This window comes from Citrobacter sp. Cf116, assembly GCF_030336505.1.
In the GTDB taxonomy this organism is placed as follows: Bacteria; Pseudomonadota; Gammaproteobacteria; order Enterobacterales; family Enterobacteriaceae; genus Citrobacter; species Citrobacter freundii.
Genome location: NZ_JAOWEQ010000034.1, coordinates 61081 through 80873 on the forward strand (window position 1 = coordinate 61081; position 19793 = coordinate 80873).

Genomic DNA, 19793 nt, shown 5'->3' on the forward strand with positions numbered 1-19793 from the left:
CTTATTAATCTATAATGTCACGGTAAAAATGCCATCATAATTTTCACCAATGACTATTGTTATTACTTCTTAATACCAAAGCCTGACCTAATACTACTTATAAAATATCAGGCGGCCCTCTACTCATTGTTGAATAGCACCATTTATTTTTACACACCAAATTTAATACACTCATCATTAACCCCGTAATCAGGCTGCATTTTTACGTGAACGCTCAATTGCAGATGCGATCCATTCATCAACTTCGCTTTCGACAAATGCAATTGCACGCGAACCAATTTTTATTGGTTGTGGAAATAAACCTTCGTTGATTAGACGATAAATCCAGGCCTTGCCATAGCCGGTTCTGTTCATAACTTCTGGGAAGCGAATTAGGCGAGTATTTTGATTGTTCATTTTGTTTTCCCTTTGTCGTTGTGATGGGATCACTATACGAACAGTTGGGAAAAGATAGGAGCGAGCTTCCTAACTGCAGGGTTACGGTCTGCCCTGCAGTAGTAGACTTCGGGAATTCGAGATCAGTTAGAATCAGAGAGTTTCATCACATCTGAAACTCTCATGTTTTTCAGGTGGGGATTTCGGTTCATGAAAAAATTGAACTGCCTAATGAAGTCTATCGTTGCAGCTTTCATCGCAAGCGGACGATCTGAGTCTTTAATGTGATACCCTAAACGGGTAGTTGTTTCTTCATCTTCATCAGTATAAAGAAGCCGGGAGAGGCGATCATCTGAGATTCTTAGTTCTTTCCTTTTTGCCCAAAGTAAGATGTCCAGCATCGCAACCAACCTGTAATTTATGATTTTTTTAATGGTTCCGTAGCCGAAACGAACGATACCGGTTTCATTAACTTCCACTCCTTTTACCGATCTCCATTGTGGCAGGGCCGCTTTTATCGATTCGGCTATTTCATCGTCAGTACCACTACCAAGATCGATTTCAAGCAACACCGTTTTCTCACATAAGGGGGACAAGAGTTGTGACACATAAGCTTCGTGATGAGGCGCATTAACACAATATTCATCGTTTCCTTCCTCCCAAGTGAAAAGATTCACACTAAGGGCCATCACACTAAGTTCAGCAAGCCTGGTGATATCCGTGATAAAAATGTGTGGAGGACTGTAGAGAGTATCGTTAACTGTTGGATAATCGAGTTGTTTCCCTTTGAAAAGATGGGGGTTCCCACTGAAAATTTCAGTCATGTACACCCATAGCCCTTTCTTTTCTTCGTCAGTAGGCCCTGGCTTGTACAGAAGCGCTCTTGCCCAAAGTTCGTGATACAAGGCATTTAAACTGATGTCTTCGAGCTTGCGATAGTTATCTATGTCAAGCCAAGCTTTGATTTCTTTAGTATGCTCTGGTGACCAGTTTTTCAAAATTCAAATCTCCTGCCTTCTTAAAGATTTAAGTCATACGAATAGAGTTCAGTTAGTTTGAAAAAACTACCGTATTCACTAATCGATGAAAAGCAGTTCCTGCTTGCACGTTAACCTAGCCAGAAGGAAGTTGAACTGAGAAATTTGTTATCTTTTGATGCAACTTGCCAGGGTCTACGTCCTGTCAGGAGAGAAGAGGCAGGGATATGACCCGACTACGCCCTGCCTCTTACTTTACTCTGGGCGTATCTTGTCGTTGTTCTCGACCTGTTTGCCAGAAAACCCGGTGGGTGGCAATGAAATTCAATTCTCACCTGACAGCAAACTTACCATCAGAGCACTGGAAATGGCTTGGGAGCGCCGGGGGTCAACAACGGGTAAAAAGTGATCCACATACCGCCACCACCGAAGGTCTAATGTTGATCCACCTTGTTTACTCAGGATTAGCTTCAGCGACAACCCCGGCTTTCCGTTTTTGCTTCAGTCGATAGCCTTCTCCTTTTATTTGTACGACGTGTGTGATGTAAAATCCGGTTCAACATTGCCGATATAATCGGTAGCATCTCCCACGAAGGTTTGGTCCTATAGTCCGGACGGTAGGTTACAGGCGTAAATTTACTGCAGGTGTTTCTGATGTATCCACGGGTGGTTTGTTGAAATTTTTATTCCGCACATCATGAACACCTTTCCCCAGTTGTTGCATTTCACAGAATTTCTGATATTTAATGACTTAAACATTTTTTCATGGGGGTGTTTATGGACTTAGTCATGTCCTTATTACAAAAGGGATTATTAGAAAAGGCATTAGACCTTGCCATTTCTGAATCATTCTTCAATGCAACGTCGCCTGATGGTATAAAGAATGCTTTAAAAGCTGGCTATGATATTAATGCTGTTAATAATAACGGTGACAATGCCCTTTTTAGCTGCAGAACCCTGGAAGCCATGGATTGCCTGCTAAGTTATGGAATTAATATACATCATATCAACGGACATGGGCAAAATGCGCTCTTTCATCAAAAAAATCCAGAAATACTGAAGAAACTGATTGGACTGGGTTTAGACACCTCGCATACGGATACTAATGGCTACACATGCATTTTTGAACATTACAGGAATGCTGAAGGACTGACAGAATTAATTAATGCTGGTTGTGATATAAATCACATCGATAAAAAAGGAAGAAATATTCTCTTCCTGCCCCTCTCCCCGGAAGTTTTATCCGTAGCAATAGATGCTGGATGCAATGTCAATCAAATTGATCATTCAGGGAAAGGGTTTATTGACAATGTATATGATTATGAATTACATGATATCATTCTTTCGCATATTGATAGATTTGACAGAAGAACGCTGCATGTAGATTTTTGTAATCTCGACTCAGCCTTTTTCTTGTATTACCTTTCTGAACATGGATTCAAAATAGAACTTAATAAAGACCATTTCACCATTAACAGTTACATTGGTGATTATAAAGAAATCTTATCCATACTTGATTTCATCAGTGAAATTCATGATATTCACTTCTATAAATACAAAGGCGGCCCTCTCTATAAAGATATCGACAAGCAAATTGTAAAGTGGATGATAAGAAATAAGCTCTTGGTTGATTTATCAAAAATAAATAAACACAAGGATTACGAAGAAATTAATTCATACAAAATCCGTCGCGAACAGAAAGAAATCTCCAAGCATTTAAAACCTGCTAAAAGTATATCTGTAACAGTTAAAAATGGCGGAAGATTGTGAGAGCTTATATGTGTGATTTATTCGAATTGTTTCAATATACTGCCTCAACATGAACAAAGAAATTCAGCATTAACTATATTGGGAATTACTCTATGAAACGTATGGTGCTAAGGGTCTGACGCCTCTGCCTGATGATGTGGAAGCAGCAGGCAATTTGAAAATATCTGCTCGTTGTTTAGTAAACTTGTCAATCATTACCCAAGTGATATTGGTTATCAGCACTCGTGCTGGATCACGGCACTTCTGAAAATAAAAACTAATGAGGTAAAGAATTGTCAGACGTATTCAGGAACTGCCCGTCGCTGATAGCCAGTATCAATGTCAAATCAGGTTCTGATCTCCTAATCGTGCTCTCGCGATCAGTTTTCATAGAAACAGTATCCTTTATGCTCAGAAAGGCATATACCCCTAAAGTAGCTCAGGTTTATCTGGTTGAGGCTAGGACGCGAAGCCATTGGGGAATCTGAAAAAAGTAAAGACTGTGTGATTTGTGAGCTTGATTGAATGCACTGTGAGCTCCCGCCGCTGGCGATATTGCTTAAACACCACCTGCAAATAGATCGATAGTCCCCACGAAGGAACGAGGGCATATGCCAGCTTACGTTGTTCGGGAACTTCTGCTTAGTGCCAGGAGCGGACGTTACACGTTGTTTCACACTAATCATAGTACTCAATTGAGATAATACATTTTTTATCTTATCCCCTGACTACGTATTATTTAGTCAGGGGAAGAGTCAAATCCATAAGATAAAATCTTCCATTTCATCATAGTTCTTAATAATGGCACGGACCTCTTTTTCATCATCGCTTAAGCAATCTAATAAATTATCCCATTCGCTTTGTTTTTTTCCAAATCCGTATACTTGCTCAATATCCCCTGACTTCCAAATATATATTCCATCACTCTTTAATTTATCATGAATTTTTTTGATTGAGGCTTTTACTTCATGATGATTACAGATTTTTATAAAGTCTTTGCTTGAACTGCTTTTTAGTGAGTCTATAGAAATAATGGGGTTAGTAAGTTGCAAGCTTTGTGGATCAGACAAATTGGTTAAAGATGAGAGTAATTCATCGCATTCACTACTTAATACTTCATTATGAGAGGTTGTCAGTAGTATTGATAGAAAATCGCAATCGGCAAGGATTCGCGTTCTTATACCTATTGAATTGATAACATTGGCCATTTTCAAAAGACTGCCTTTGCCATCTACAGCTACAATACTTGTCTTGGTAGGGTTGAGTTCATTGTTTCTAATTTTTTTATAAAGTGCGCATAAAACATTCGTTTCTGTTTTGCCCTCGACTAATAAAACTTCTTCTGAAAATAAGAAAAATGATGAATTAGATAAGGTAAATGCAGAGTGAAGTTGTGGTGAGGATGCCTCATATAATTCTTGTATTTTTTCCGAAATGGTTTTCCGGGCTATAGTACCTTCGGAACTTTTAAAGACCTGTATAGCATTGCAGGCATGTTTTGCTGAGAGCATGCTGGCCGAGTGAGTTGAGATGATGACTTGGAATCCAAGATCGCTTAAAGCAACCAGAGATTCTCTCACAGAGTTTATGGCAGATGGATGTAAGTATAACTCTGGTTCATCAATGAAAATAAGAGTGTTTGATTTTTTTGTATCATCGCTTCTTTTCTTAATATCAGCTAAATATTGAATCAAAGCCATCTGTATTGAACGCTGCGTACCATGGCCGAATCGGCTGATGTCTTGCATTATTGAGGAACCAGCTCGTTCTTCAAATACTTTCAAGGTTCCTGATTTGAATATTTCATCCAGAGTGGGGGTAGGAAAGTGTAGTTTCACACTCACATCGGGGAAAAACTGATTTACTTTCTGACTAACGCCACTGTCTATTTTGTTCAAACCATCTAACCTAGTAGAACCATCATGAGCAAGATATTTACCGATTTCCGAGATGTTTTCAGAGAATTTTACTTCATATTCTTTTTTTATTTCGCTAACAATTGCAGCTAATATTTTCGCGATTGTTGTACCGGCTTTATTTTTGGTTGCATCTTCTACAGCATCAGACATCGCAGGAATATGAATTGGTTCAGGGAAAAGATTCGAGATAGCGCCATCGATTCCACCAGGATTTTTTTTCCATGTGGTACCATCAAAAACCTCAAGTGTTTTTTTGACTTTTAACTTATCACCATCAACAACTTCTCTGTCCTGCTTTCTTGCAAACCTCAAAGTTTTATCTATGATGAATGGTGCAATTTTTTGCTGATTTTCTTCGCTAAGTAACGTCAGGGTATCATCAGTAATCCCTTCAATGACTCCCTCTACTCGCACTGGATTTTGTGGGTCGTACATATCAGCATCGCTTAGTAGGGAGCCATCTAAGAGCCATTTTATAGCCAATATAATATTTGATTTACCTGCGTTATTATAGCCGACCAATGCTGTATATGGCCTTAGAAAAGCTTCGGTGTATTTGCAAGACCTGAAGTTAGTTATTGATACTTTATTCAATCGAACTGTCATTATATTATCCTTGTTCTAATCTCATTTGGGTCTAACCAACAGTTGTTTCATCATAGTTTCTGCTTGAACTTTATCGATAATCTAACTTCGCGACCAAGGATACAATGAGCTGAATCACAGCCCGGTTAAAACGTCTGTTTTTCGCTCACTGCGGACCTTCAGCTCAGTCAGAACGTCCGCTTCGTGCCAGGAGCGGACATTGCTAAGTTCGGAACGTACTAAGCGTAGGGGCAGGTCAGGCTGGCCTCCGGTGGTCTGCGCATTTGTGCAATAATATTTTTCATGTGTGGCCAAAAGGGTGAGTTATGAAATTAGTTAATGTTTTTGAAATAAATCGTTTATATAGCTTTCGCTATGTTCTTTTTCATCTCTGTGGCTATGGAAGCGATCTCTTTCATCCTCATCATAATCGTAAGAGTCATAGAGGTGTGTAGACGCATCAACTTTACTATACATATATTCAATTTCATTGTCCTCAAAGGGCAAATCGTATTCATTAATTAAATCATGTAGCATGTCATATGCAATGTCATCAGCTTTAGATCTTTCGTCATAATCTAATGATTGAATTTTCCCTGTTCCAGATAAATGTTCGTCATAATTTTCATGCCAATATTCTTTGATATGTTCCATTAGTTCATGAGTAACTTCCTCTCCTTTTATTGCAGGTCGAAGATTGATTAAGTGTGCTAAGGGGAGGTAATCGTCATGGTTGAGGGTATATCTCCAACTAGACCTCATGGCATAATTTATAAAGTCAGAGATGAATTGATCTGAAAATAGACTTGGAGCATTTTTTACAGCCCATAACACGCACTCCCCAACTTCGTAATCGTAAGTGAGATATTCTTCTTCAATGTTTAAAAATAAGCTTGGGTACACCATTCTATTTTTATTGGTGGAGATTAGATTGGAATGTATGATCGAATGAAGGAGATGAATTGAGTAATCATTTAAGCATTTAAGATCAACAGCATTGAGTACTGACTCAAGCACTGAAATAAATACATCAGCACTGATTTTCCTATTGCTGTGCAAAGAGAATAAAGTGTTAATTGATTGATTTGTCTTAAGGGCTGAAAAGTAAAGTGCAAGAGAGGTTTCATCAGTAGCATAGCGATTGATGATATAGTCAGACACCGATGGGTTGAATGGTGTCAATCTTATCATTACATTTTTATTTAGCTGTGTCAGACTTCTATTAAGTGTTGATTTTATTGACTCTTTTATGTATTCATCTATTTTATTTACTTTGGAGTGAAAGTTATTTTTATATTTGATATTGAAAACACGCTTTAATGAATTTTTACACTCCCGTTCTTCCATGTTATTAGCATTAAAAACAACCAAGCAAACTAGATCAATGACTTCCTCACGTGTTTGATTATTGAAACAGTGCGACCAGATCATTTCTGGATTGTCTAATGAATTTTCGATATACGACCAAAAATTCGAACTGTCGATTCCTGATATTCTGTCGCTATCTGTAATAAACGATATAAGTCGTGGGTTAAAGTTTGGATGATGTATTATTTTCCAATAATTACGATTATCATAAAAAGTGTCAATGTACTCCTGTGGTAATGAACTATGCCAAACATGATTGTAAAGTATATCAGCCTTTTCTATATCAGTAAGATCTGATACATTTATCTCAATTTCTTTTTTTCCAATTTTTTCTATATTAAATATCTCACTGAGATTTTTAGCTCTGTTTAATATGTTGGTTCTTGACGTCAAAATCATCTTTTTGTTTTTGTCGGTAATGATTTTTTTAATAAACTGAACGATTTTAGAATCAGAGTTTCTAGTGAAAATTTCTAAAAGAGTAGCGCCGAGAAAATCATCAAAATAGAAAAATTGCTTTCTCTCTTTTAAATATATAGATTCTATTTCTGAAATTGATCCTTCAATGTGGTAAATTTCATAGTCGCGATTACAATGCATGAGCATCACTTGTTTTGCAAGAGTGGTTTTACCAACGCCAGGCAAACCAGTGATGATTACAACTTTGTTTTCATCTAAAATCTCTAAAGCTTTTTGTAATTGCTTGGTTTCGATGAATTTGTATGATTCTTTTCTCGCATCTTCAATCAGAAAGTTACTATTTTGAATTGCAGCATTATTTAGCAGACTCATTAAAAAATTTGTACTGGAAAGCCAAAGTTTGTAATGGTTCCGTTCTGTTTCGGGGTAAAGTGCTAAAAGATCATTGAGATGCTCAGGACCAATGATGTCATTATTGCTTAGAATGTAAGGGTTAAATAAATCGAAGATTTCTTTTTTATTAGCAGGGGATAAACCAACGCTTGTGATGAAAATGTATCGATTAGGTTTTAAGTTTTTAACTTTTGCAACTTCTTCGCTTTTAAGTTTACTTAATAATCCACTATAACCAGTTTTAACATAGTGTTTAACTTGGATTATTACTTCGCCAGAGTGATAAAAACGACCATCAATCCCACCATCTTTTCCTGATTTAAAACGCTCAATAAGCAGATTTTCTCTCTTGCTTAAGAGGTCCGTAGCTAGTCTTTCAAACTCTTCATTATTGAGTGCTCTAAAATCATAGTTTGTCATTGGAGTTCTTAATAAGTGGCTGAAAATGAAAGCAATGTTACATGGTGGAAAAATCAAAAAAAAGTGGAATGATGATAGATTGTTATATTCATAGAGTTCATAAGGATTAAATTGTGATTTAGTGCATGATTTTGCGCAAAATTGCACAATTTTTCAAGGTAACTAAAAGTTGTGCCGCGTCGTATATGGCGCAGCTTTGCTGCCTTTCAGAAAGAGCACAAAAATGGGGTCGTAATGTGCGCAGGCGAGGCGGGGGAGCAAGCGCGCGCAAAGGTGGACAGGTCACTGGTTCACTGCATTGAATGACTCTGTACCTCCGCAGACCTGCATTAGTCGTTACGCCGCTTGGCACTCGTCTTTGCCGCCCTTCAGAATATAGTACTGGATATTCTAACGGAAGGTCAGAAAGGAGCGTTTACCAAAGAGGATGGCGAGAAGGTCATTGACGAAACGGGGAAGCGGGTTAAGTAATCTGCCCACTTCAGAATATCGGACGCCTGTTTACACTATGTGGGCGTCCGGTTTTCGCTCACAGCAGACATTCAGTTGCATTCGTTCGTTCGCTCCATGCCAGGAGCGGACATTTAAAAAAAACGCGACCAGGTGCTTAGTTCGCAGTTTCAAAGGTCTTTTTTATTGAGCCATACGTACATGAGTTGGGCCAATTCATACGGTTTCTCCAGAGGAATAAGATGCCCACAGCCGTCAATATAAACAGCACAGGTGCCGGTTAGCTTGGCCAGTTCTTCTGCCTCCTCTTTTGAACGCAGCCGGTCATGTTCAGCTGCAATGACATAGGTCGGGCATGAAACTGGTTTTAACGTTATTCGCTCACGGTTTAGCCCTGACTGGACACTGAATGCATGTGCTCCCAGCCTTTTTCCCATGTCACGGATTTTATCAATAAGGGGCGTATTATCGGCAAGATCAGCGTGAAGCGACTTTCTAATTGCCATGGTGCTCAGTCCACTGAATGCTCTGGAGGAATGAGTAACCGCAGTCGCTATGCGTGTTTTTTTCTGCTCTGGTGAATCTTCTCTGAGAGAGGTAGCAATGAGAATCATAGCCGCTGTCCGTTCCGGAAAAGCTTCATAAATAGCTCTGGCTACGTAGCCACCCAACGAAAAACCTGCCAGAACAAAACGCTCAGGTAGTTTCTGGGCTATGTTGGCGGCAATATCCTGGATTGTTGTTCCCCCATTCAGGCTCACAGGAATAAAGCGTCTACTATCGGGAAATGCAGCGATAAAATCGTCCCATAATGTTTCATCAAGCATAAATCCTGGAATGAGTACAACAGGGAGGTTCTCTAGGTTATCCGGCAAGCTCATTTCTTGACTGCGGCTCCATTGCTATGGTTTCAGAATTGATAAACATAGCCTATTGCGGAGCATGAATACATTGCCACCTCGTTGAAGTCCGCTTCTCGCTCGTAGCAGACATGATGGTCACGCATCTTGTCCTCTGCGTGCCAGAAGCCGACGTTGGTTGAATAGAAAGTAGCTGCGATGTGTTTTCATTAACGCTGGCTACGTTAGAATAGCCTCGTTGAAAACGAATGAACTGGAGTGAAAATGTTTGCTGATTTTGGTGTCGTGAATTTCTGGACGTACCTGCTTGGTGCGACGCTGATAGTCCTTGTGCCTGGTCCTGAAAGAATGTTCGTGATTAAAACGAGCATTACCAGCGGCATAAAGCGGGGCTTCGCTGCAATATTTTCGATTCTGCTGAGCGACGTTATTCTGGTTCTGTTGGCATGGTGTGGGCTGGCGGCGGTCATAAGTTCAACCCCAGCCTTGTTTAACGCCATCAAGTACGCAGGCGCTGCTTATCTTTTCTATCTCGGTGTCCAGACATTACGCGCTATCTTTAAGCCGGCTGTCGAAACGAGTGAGGAAAAGAAATCTTCAGCTGATGCCGGGGGGATCATCGGACGCGGAATGTTGGTTACGCTATTGAATCCGAAGACGCTGCTGTTCTATATCTCTTTCTTCGCCCAGTTCATCAATGTTCAGGCTGAACACTCCTGGATGGCGTTCATCATTCTGGCAGCAGTAATGTTCGCAATTACTCTCGTTTATTTCGGCTTTCTCGTTTTCTGTGGCTCTTATCTGCTTAGCCGTCTTAAAGGCAACCGACGTCTTTCTGCAATCGGAAACGCGCTGGTAGGGATGTTCTTCATTGGATTTGCAGCAAGACTCGCAAGCGCAACTTCCTGAATGGATAGTTAAACCGCCGTGAGGCGGTTTTTTTACGTTCTTCCTGGGACGGGACGTCAGCTCCTCGCTCATAGCAGACATGAATACTCTGCTGATTGGCCGCTCCGTGCCTGAACGGGCGAGGTACACCATCTACTCAAACGGACAAGTTTATGGATCACTACAGTATTTGAGATAGAGCAGTTTTTATTGACCCCCTCAGTAATCAGACGCTAAATATCCCGCCACACTTACATTTAGTATGCCTATAGAGGGTGTTATTTTGAAGTCGCTAGGCATGTTGGAACCATGCGAGGTACTGTGGTTCTACTTTATGGTTCCTTTTTGGAACCCATAAAGAAATTAATTTAAACAAAAACATTAAATATCAATACACTATGATTAAAAGTACAGGGACGCCAGCCCACCAATCATGATTGGATAGTGCCAGGACAGCACTAGCAATAACAGGAAGTTAGCAGTCTCAGCAGGACACCGACCAGACGGTGAGGAGACAAAAAAAGATACGCAAAGGAGCCGCGGCTCCCGAGTGATAAAAAAGCCCGCTTAAGCGGGCTTTTTTATGCTCTTTGACCCGTCCTGAATAGCGTTGGCACGTTCCAGACTTAAATCCGGAGAACGTGATGATAGATGAATACGAACAAGCAGATTAATTTCCTGATACCCCTTTTTATTTAACAGTGAACGACCAGGCTTAAAGAATATCCCTATAAGCTTAAAATCGTCACTATAAAAAGAAACGTATTTTTTAGAACATTCGCCATTTAAACGTTCGACATCGCTAGACAACCCCGACAGAGGATCGTGTAAAAACATCCAGTTAACTTCTCCATGAATAACTCTTGAATTTTCCTACTAAATACATATATTACGCATCCCGTTCAGTACATAGAATAACCTTTGATTTTTTTAATTGATATTGGAGTTACGAATGTCAAATAAGAAAATTTCGCGGAGCAATGGGGCAACAGGCCCCGTTAATAAGGTTGTCGCATGGTCAACAATCGCTTTGCAGGCCCTGTATCCTGCCCTTCTTAGCTTCACGCCAACCATTAGCCATGCGTCAGCCGTTAAGGCATCGCAGACCGCCGCAGAACAGCAAGAACTGCGCGGCCTGTCTTCTCTCGCCGCGCAAGCTGGCAGAAGTATTGAAAACGGCCATGCGGGCAGTTTTGCTGCCAATACCGTCTCAGCACAGGCAACGAAGGAGGTGGTAGAGTGGCTACAGAAGTACGGTAATGCGCGTCTTCAACTCAACGTCGATGACGCTTTCTCGTTGAAAGATTCGTCGTTCGATTTCCTTTATCCGTGGATTGATACAAAGCAGCATGTTTTATTTAGCCAGACATCGCTTCACCGTACCGATGACAGAACCCAAACTAATATCGGTATGGGTTATCGCTACTTCACGGCGGATAATTCAATGCTGGGCGCAAACTTATTTTATGACTACGATTTAAGTCGTCATCACGCACGTATGGGTGCAGGCGTTGAGTATTGGCGAGATTATTTACATGCAGGCGCAAATGCTTATTTAAGATTATCAAAATGGAAGGATTCCCACGATCTGGATGATTATCAGGAACGTCCGGCGGATGGATGGGATATCTATACCCAAGGTTGGTTGCCATCGTATCCGCAACTGGGCGCATCGCTTAAATATGAAAAGTATTACGGCAAGAATGTCGGCCTCTTTGGCAGCGATCATCTTCAGGAAAATCCGTACGCCTTTACAGGTGGGATCAGCTATACGCCGGTTCCGCTAGTTACGCTTTCCGCTGAACACAAGCAGGGGCAGAGCAATACTCATGATTCACGCTTCGGCGTAGAGATTAACTATCGCCCCGGCATCCCGCTGGCGAAGCAGTTGGATAGCGACAATGTTGCGTTGATGCGCGAAGTTCAGCACGGACGCTACGATTTTGTCGAACGAAATAACAATATTGTTCTGGAATACCGCAAAAAATCGGTTCTGAAAATCCGCCTGCCTGAAAGCGTGCAGGGGGAAGGTGGCGCCGTTGTTCCGGTGACTATTTCACTGGATAAATCCCACTGGGGCATTCAGTCGGTAGAGTGGAACGATAGCGCATTTGCCGCCGCTGGCGGGCGCATTTCCGGTAGCGGCACGTCATGGCAACTGACGTTACCCGCTTATACACCCGGCGGCACCAATCAGTGGCAGATCGGCGCAACGGCGCGAGATGTTAAAGGAAACGTCTCTAACTATGCAGTGATGAGCGTAACGGTGACGGGGAATTCAGCCTCTGTCGGCACAATGGATTTTACATTGAACGACGAGCAGCAACCGATCATCGCGGCTGATGGGAAGTCACAGCATCCGGTTAAGCTGGTGCTTAAAGATACCAATGGCAATCCGTTAACAGGGCTTGCACATGACATTGAATTGTCTTTGGCATTTACGCCTGACGCACAGAGAAATCGTGAGCGTTCGGCACAGGCTCCAAAGCTTGGTGAAGTGCAGGAAACCCGTTCCGGGGTGTATACCGCTATGCTGACGCCGGGTTTAACGGCGGGGACGGCACGCATAACCGCTAAAGTCCAGGGTAAAACAGAAACCCTGACAGTGACACTTAAAGCGATTTCCGCCGAGTCGGCAAAATCGACATTCACGGTAATGCCCATGGAGCAGGTCGTAGGGCACCCGATTAACCTGGCGTTAGAAGCAAAAGATAAAGACGGGAATGCCATCACCGGCGACGACAGCTTACGTTTTTATGCTGTTTCAGCCAGCGGCGAGATCCGTTTTACTGCAGTAGAAGAGAAAGACGGCGTGTACAGCGCTAAGGCAACGTCTGAACTGGCTCAGGCGACACGCATTGGTGTGACGTCACAAAAACATGATTTCTCCGGGCTGGAAAAACAAGCCAACTGGATTGCAGACAAAACGCAGCCGGTGGTGCAGGCGTTTAACCTGACCAGGGACAATGCGCTGGCGGATGGCAAACAGAGTAATGTCGCGGTCGTTACCCTGACCGACCCTTATGGTAACGCGCTATCCGGATACACGGTCACCCTGGCGTTACCGTCACAGGTCAAGGTTGCGAATGGCGAGAACGTTGCCACCACCGATGCCAAAGGTGAAGCAAGATTCTCACTGACCAGTTCAACGCCGGGAACTTATGATATTACGCTAAGCGCGGGGAACATCAGCTCATCGCTAAGCGTCACATTTGCCTCAGCAATGGAGGGGGCAACATTGTCTCTGACAGCCAAAGACAATGGCGCAATCACCAATATTGCAGCAAACGGTCGCGATGGTGCCACGCTTGAGATCATGCTCAACAATACCAACGCGTCGGTTGAAGGACAGAAAGTGGAGCTTATCGTAACGCCACAAGGGCTCGTGTACCCGGACAAAATCACCACCAATAAAGAGGGTTACGCGACGGTAACGTTAACAACGGTTAAGGCGGGTCATTACACCGTTAATGCCAGGGTTACAGATGGGCAGCACAGCGTTGAGTCCTCAAGCGTTGACCTGGAATTCGTACCTGATATTAACAGCGCAGTGCTGAATTTGGCGGCACCTGCTGAGAACATCGTGGCAAACGCATCAGCTACGCATGAAATTCAGGTACAGGTTGTCGACGGTGAGAACAACCCATTTAGTGGCAACGTGCACCTGACCAGTACCCCTGCCAGTGGATTAAAACTGGGCCAGTCAGAACTGACATTGGATGAGAAAGGAATGGCATCAACAACCTTTGTTGCCACAGAAGCCGGGCACTATCAATTGCAGGCAACCTTCATCAAAGAGGGTAAACGCGTTACGGCGGGTAAGGCGATTGAGGTGGTATCAGATCTGCAAAATGCAGCGTTGACGATCGAACCGTCAACCACATCCGCCGTAGTGAGTGATGTGGATAACGTGGCGTTTACCCTGCATCTGAGCGATACATCGGGGAACAGCGTCAGCAACCGTAAGCTGAAGATTACGGCCACAGGCCCATCGCCACGCGATCCTCTGGTGATTGATAATACGCTTGTCACCACCAATGCTTCCGGTACTGCGACCGTAAATGTCCACGGTCAAAAGGCGGGTCGTTACACGCTGACCGCCACATTGGCTGAACACGGTAGCAACGTCTCGGCAAATGCTTCGCTGATGCTGAATGCTGATGCCCAGAATCCAGTACTCACTCTGGAGCAGGATTTTGGCTACGTCGTTGCCAACCTTGAGCCGATGGGCTTTATGGCCCGATTGCGGGATAAATTTGGCAATCCGTTAAACGGCAGTGTCGAATTTAGCGCAGGCAGCAGAGCCAAACCCGACAGCGGAACCTTTACGATGACACCGGATAAAACCAACTTTAAGTTAGGAAATGCCTACTCTGAACTGAGAACGGATACTGCTGGTGAAAGTTGGGTGAAAGTGAAGGCAACGACGGGAGATAAAACGTTGGAAAAAGAACTCACCGTCTGGGTAGTTGAGAATCATCAACCGAATTCCTGATCGGGATATAAACAGGAGATAGCCGCAACATGGCGGCTATCTCCCTTTCTATATATTGCCCACACGTCTTCTACCCACTAAGACTCAGAACTATAATAGGTATAGCAAAGCTAAGTTCACTCTCGACGATTCCCCCTCCCCCGTTGATTTGAAAACAAGCAGCAATATAATAAAGGGGCTGGAAATATCAGCAAAGCCTCAGGTAAAATATTTTCAGACTGATGGCTATATTATCAAAATTAATTTATCACGTGACAAACTACGCAGGGAGACTTGAATCGAGTATCCAGTACCGATGTTTACATCACATTAATGACACATGACATATATCATCAATTCGGAGATCTGCATTTTCACTCTCAAAAATGTAGCCCGATAAATACCTTACCCCAAAAGTGTTAAATTTTTATTATGATTATTTTGCGGAGAGTTTATGAACAAAATATATCAAATAAAATGGAGTAAAGTCCGTAATTGCTGGTGTGTGTGCTCCGAACTGGGAAGGAAGAACACGAAAAAAAAGTCCAGGGCGTTATTAGCCGGTGCTGTAGCGCTATGTTCATCAATGGCCTTTGCTAATGATATTGATGTCAGCACAGATAACACCGTTGATTTTGGCGAAAAAAACCAGTCTATTAATTACCATATCAATGTAAAAGATAATGCTAACCTGGTAATCAATGCACCGGACTCTCGCCCCCGCCTGACCTTCACATCAGGTGGTGGACTGGATATTACCCAAGGAACAGTACGTATCAATGGCGAGCTAAACGTTCTGCTGAGAGGTACGGGTTACCTTAACGTGTCCAATGCAGGCAGCGAACTCTATGCTGACGACTTATATGACAGCGCATCAGACAACTGGCGAACTGGTGGTTATTTTAACGTGTCTGATGGCGGTAAGATTCATGTTAAAGGGACCAGTCGTCTTACCTATGAAAGGGGAAACATTAGCGGCGAAGGTAGCCAGGTAAATACACAAACATTCTTTATGGGTGTTTTCAAGAGCTACGGTGGCGATCAATTCCTGTCGGTTAATAACAAGGGTGAAATTAACGCCAGTGAGAAATTAAGCCTGGGGTATTACAATCAAGATTCAAATACCACGCTGGTGGTATCTGACATGGGGAAAATATCTGCCCCAGAAATTAGCTTGAGTACGAACTCAGAATTAGCATTAGGCGCTCAAGAAGGTGAGAAAGCTAAATCTGCTGGAGTTATTGACGCCAAGAAAATAGAGTTTGTCTGGGCTAGCACAGACAATAAAAAAATCACACTGAACCACACCAGTGATAACGCAAATATAACAGCTGATATATCAAGCGGCAGTGAGGGGCTGGGTAATATCAATGCGCTAAATGGTACAACGTTTTTATCTGGTGATAACTCAAAATTTAGCGGCAACGTAAAAATTGCCAGGAATGCCACCCTTGGGGTTACGCAGAACCTGGGAACCGCTGATATTAGCAATAGCGGCAAACTCTTACTGAACGCCCAGGACAACATGGCGTTTACCAATAAGGTTTCGGGGAACGGCATTATCTCCGTCGGCGCCGGAAATGTGGCGTTATTAGGTGATAACACCGCCTTTAAAGGAAAGATCAATGTTGAATCGGGTGCCGTTGCAACCGTGTCCGATCAGAAAAACCTGGGTTCTGCCGGGTTATCCGTTGACGGGAAACTGCAGCTCAATAGCACCAGCGACTGGTTGTTTAGCCACCAGATTTCAGGGTCTGGCATCCTGGGGGTCGATACGGGAAATCACGCTTTCTCTTTTAAAAATAGCGCAGCGACCTCTGGGTTCACTGGTGCTCTGGCATTACAAAATACGACATTCAACCTGCAGGGAACCAACACCGATGCTCTTGCAAAAGCAGGGCTGATTGCAGGAAAAGGGAGTGAAATTTCACTGGGTACAGGCACACAGTCCATCGGAAGTCTGGCCTTTTCTGGCGGTACCATTGAGTTTGGTAACATTACCCCCGGCATACACCAAACCGACAAAATGGTGAATGTTAAAGACCGGTTAGACCTGACAGGGTCTGGTGCTGTGCAGGTGAATCCTGTGGGCGTAGTGGACGCCATATCTCAAGGTATTGATACCGGTCTCTCCTTAATGGAGCAGGAAGACGCCAATGCGGAAATTAAACTGGTTTCCACCAATTCAGCAACCGTTGTAACAGGAGATGCCGGAAACCTGCAACTGCAGGATCTGAACGGTAACGCGATAACCGACGCTGTTCAGCATGACATCAGCCAGGACGGGCAGGTTGTAGCAAAGGGAACATACGACTATCGCCTGACCAGCGGGCAAAACCATGACGGCCTTTATGTGGGCTACGGTCTGACGCAGATTGAACTACAAGGACAGGGTCAGAATGCACTGAGCCTGAACGCCAACGGAAAAGTCGGGGCGGCTGCGGAATTGAGTTCCCGCCTGACCGGCTCCGGGGATCTGGCGCTCGACAGCCAGAAAGGCCACACAGTTTCACTATCTGGTTTGAATAATGATTACACCGGTCTGACCGATTTGCGCAGCGGTAATCTACTGATGCTCAATGATAATGTTCTGGGCCATACAGCAGGTCTGCAGATGGCAGAAGAGACCGTTTTGGATATGAATGGGCATAGCCAGACGATTGGGCAGCTAACCAGCGCAGCGGGATCAGTTCTGAATATTAATGGCGGTAGCCTGACGATTTCTAACGGCGGAACATCCGCGGGGGCATTGGTCGGCAGCGGTAATCTGAATATCGATAACGGTGTCTTTAGCGTGAAGGGCTCTAATGCGTCCTTAAGCGCAACAACGGCCATCGCCTCCGGCGCAGAGGTCACTCTGGATAATGTTCAGGGATTGGGAACCGGGAAGATTATTGCCGATGGTCATCTCAACCTCAATGCCGTTGAGGGACATTTGTCCAACAACCTTAGCGGTAAGGGTGAAGTTTCATTCAGCGAATCTAACGTCGCTCTTAAGGGGGATAACAGTGGATTTAGCGGCCAGCTAAGCCTGGATAAAAACACACAATTAGTGGCGTCAGCCGCCGAACATCTGGGGGAGGCGACGATTCACAATCAGGGTGACATGATCCTTAACAGCATGGATGACTGGACCATGCAAAACCAGGTCGATGGCAGCGGTAATATCATCAAGCAGGGCCAGGGCACTGTCACTCTGACTGCGAATTCCACCTATACCGGCACCACGGATATTCAACAAGGGGGGCTGATGCTGGGTCAGGAGGATGCGCCTGTTACTTTAGCGAGCCAGCAGGTCAATATATCTTCTGCCGGTATGCTTTCAGGCGCGGGAACAGTACTAGGCAGTATCCATAATGCCGGACTGTTTGTTGCCGGAAATGGAGCATCAGGCCACTTTACTGTTGGCGGAGATCTCACCAATCAGGGTGCGATATCTTTGGGGAATATTGGACAGTCCGCCGGCAACCAGCTGATTGTTGAAGGAAATTACCACGGCAGCAATGGTCATATTAATTTTGATACGGTTCTGGGGGACGATCGTTCGGCCACCGATAAGCTTATTGTAAAAGGTGATACCACTGGCAATACTCAAGTAAGTGTCACCAATGCAGGAGGCCAGGGTTCACAAACTCTGGAGGGGATTGAGCTTATTCATGTTGATGGCCGTTCTGATGGTGATTTTGCTCAGAGCGGGCGTATCACTGCGGGTGCGTATGATTATTCATTGGTTCGAGGTCAGGGGGCTAACAATAATCACTGGTATCTGACCAGTCAGTTGATTAAGCCTGAAAATCCCGAAAAACCGGTTTCGCCCACAGAGCATATGCTTCGCCCGGAAGGAGGAACCTATACCGCGAACCATGCTGCAGTAAACACCATGTTCAACATGCAGCTACATGATCGCTCGGGCAAAGCTCAGTACACAGATGTGTCAACCGGAGAGATGAAAACCATCGGTATGTGGATGCGTCAGGCAGGTAGCCACCAAAGTTGGTATGACGGTAGCAGCCAGTTGCGTACTCAAAGTAATCGCTATGTGATGCAGCTCGGCAGCGATATCGCGCAGGGCTCAACCAACGGGCATGATAGCTGGCGTCTCGGGATCATGGCCGGATATGGCCATGACAATAATCAGACCCGCTCATCAGCAACGGGTTACACCTCGCGAGGTAGCGTCAATGGCTATAGTACTGGCCTTTATGCCACGTGGTTTGCCGATAACACTGATCATAAAGGCCTGTACTTCGACGGTTGGGCACAATATGGATGGTTTGATAACCATGTCAAAGGTGAAGGACTGGCTTCTGAGTCCTATAAATCCAAAGGTCTGACGGCATCTGTTGAAACAGGGTATACCTTTAAAGTTGGCGAATTCTCTGGCAGCAAAGGAACCGTTAATGAGTGGTATGTTCAACCGCAGGCGCAGGTTACCTGGATGGAGGTCAAATCTGATGACCATCGGGAAGCTAACGGAACGCGTATCGAGATGAATGGTAACGGTAATATTCAAACCCGTCTTGGAGCCAGAGCCTATCTGAAAAGCTTTAATAAAATGGATGAGGGCAAAGGCCGCGAATTCCAGCCATTTATTGAAGCTAACTGGCTCCATAATACACGCAGTTTTAGCACAAAAATGGACGACGTTAGCGTCAGCCAGGAAGGTGCACGCAATCTGGGAGAGATTAAACTGGGTGTCGAAGGCCAGATTACGCCAGATTTAAATCTGTGGGGTAATGTGGGCGTCCAGATGGGAGACAACGGTTACAACAACAGCGCGGCAACGTTAGGACTGAAATATCATTTCTAATCAGCCCGCAACAAAAGATAGCCGGGGTGTTTTCGACAGCACCCTGGCTACTGCCATAACCCCAAATATATCGACGCTTGCATTATTCTCATAGCCAGGCGAGCT

The 19793-nt window shown here is 43.8% G+C and carries 9 protein-coding genes and 3 pseudogenes; 6 read left to right on the forward strand and 6 right to left on the reverse strand.

Going from position 1 to position 19793, the window contains the following annotated elements:
* Positions 1-189 precede the first annotated feature (189 nt).
* The gene (locus OGV74_RS05835; RefSeq protein ID WP_032298274.1) at positions 190-396 is read right to left on the reverse strand and encodes a helix-turn-helix transcriptional regulator; all 207 of its coding nucleotides are present in this window, start codon (positions 394-396) and stop codon (positions 190-192) included.
* A 122-nt stretch (positions 397-518) separates the two neighbouring features.
* Positions 519-1373: a DUF6387 family protein gene (locus OGV74_RS05840; protein WP_016246264.1), complete on the reverse strand. Its 855-nt coding sequence runs from the start codon at positions 1371-1373 to the stop codon at positions 519-521.
* A 240-nt stretch (positions 1374-1613) separates the two neighbouring features.
* Between OGV74_RS05840 and OGV74_RS05845 the strand changes: the two are divergent.
* A pseudogene (locus OGV74_RS05845) lies at positions 1614-1740 on the forward strand (IS3 family transposase); the annotation flags it as partial.
* A 66-nt stretch (positions 1741-1806) separates the two neighbouring features.
* On the opposite strand, the pseudogene OGV74_RS05850 reads toward OGV74_RS05845, so the two are convergent.
* A pseudogene (locus OGV74_RS05850) lies at positions 1807-1955 on the reverse strand (ATP-binding protein); the annotation flags it as partial.
* Between the two features lie 186 nt (positions 1956-2141).
* Between OGV74_RS05850 and OGV74_RS05855 the strand changes: the two are divergent.
* Complete coding sequence (locus OGV74_RS05855) at positions 2142-3122, forward strand: ankyrin repeat domain-containing protein (RefSeq protein WP_232101137.1); 981 nt, start codon at positions 2142-2144, stop codon at positions 3120-3122.
* Between the two features lie 734 nt (positions 3123-3856).
* On the opposite strand, the gene OGV74_RS05860 is transcribed toward OGV74_RS05855, so the two are convergent.
* Positions 3857-5626, reverse strand: coding sequence for an ATP-dependent nuclease (locus tag OGV74_RS05860; protein WP_016808123.1), 1770 nt, complete (start codon positions 5624-5626; stop codon positions 3857-3859).
* 315 nt (positions 5627-5941) lie between these two features.
* Positions 5942-8206, reverse strand: a complete 2265-nt coding sequence (locus tag OGV74_RS05865) for an nSTAND3 domain-containing NTPase (RefSeq protein ID WP_182944990.1) — start codon at positions 8204-8206, stop codon at positions 5942-5944.
* A 329-nt stretch (positions 8207-8535) separates the two neighbouring features.
* On the opposite strand from OGV74_RS05865, the pseudogene OGV74_RS05870 reads away from it, so the two are divergent.
* Positions 8536-8677 (forward strand): annotated as a pseudogene (locus OGV74_RS05870) (arsenate reductase); the annotation flags it as partial.
* A 149-nt stretch (positions 8678-8826) separates the two neighbouring features.
* On the opposite strand, the gene OGV74_RS05875 reads toward OGV74_RS05870, so the two are convergent.
* Positions 8827-9483, reverse strand: a complete 657-nt coding sequence (locus OGV74_RS05875) for an alpha/beta fold hydrolase (RefSeq protein WP_229837704.1) — start codon at positions 9481-9483, stop codon at positions 8827-8829.
* A 297-nt stretch (positions 9484-9780) separates the two neighbouring features.
* On the opposite strand from OGV74_RS05875, the gene leuE reads away from it, so the two are divergent.
* From leuE to OGV74_RS05890, 3 genes are all read left to right on the forward strand, one after another.
* Positions 9781-10425 carry a leucine efflux protein LeuE gene (gene leuE, locus OGV74_RS05880; protein WP_181631215.1) on the forward strand — a complete coding sequence of 215 codons (645 nt, stop codon included), beginning with the start codon at positions 9781-9783 and terminating at the stop codon, positions 10423-10425.
* Positions 10426-11356: 931 nt separating this feature from the next.
* Positions 11357-14899: an inverse autotransporter beta domain-containing protein gene (locus OGV74_RS05885; RefSeq protein WP_086504443.1), complete on the forward strand. Its 3543-nt coding sequence runs from the start codon at positions 11357-11359 to the stop codon at positions 14897-14899.
* Between the two features lie 433 nt (positions 14900-15332).
* Positions 15333-19688, forward strand: coding sequence for an autotransporter outer membrane beta-barrel domain-containing protein (locus tag OGV74_RS05890; protein ID WP_086504444.1), 4356 nt, complete (start codon positions 15333-15335; stop codon positions 19686-19688).
* Positions 19689-19793 lie beyond the last annotated feature (105 nt).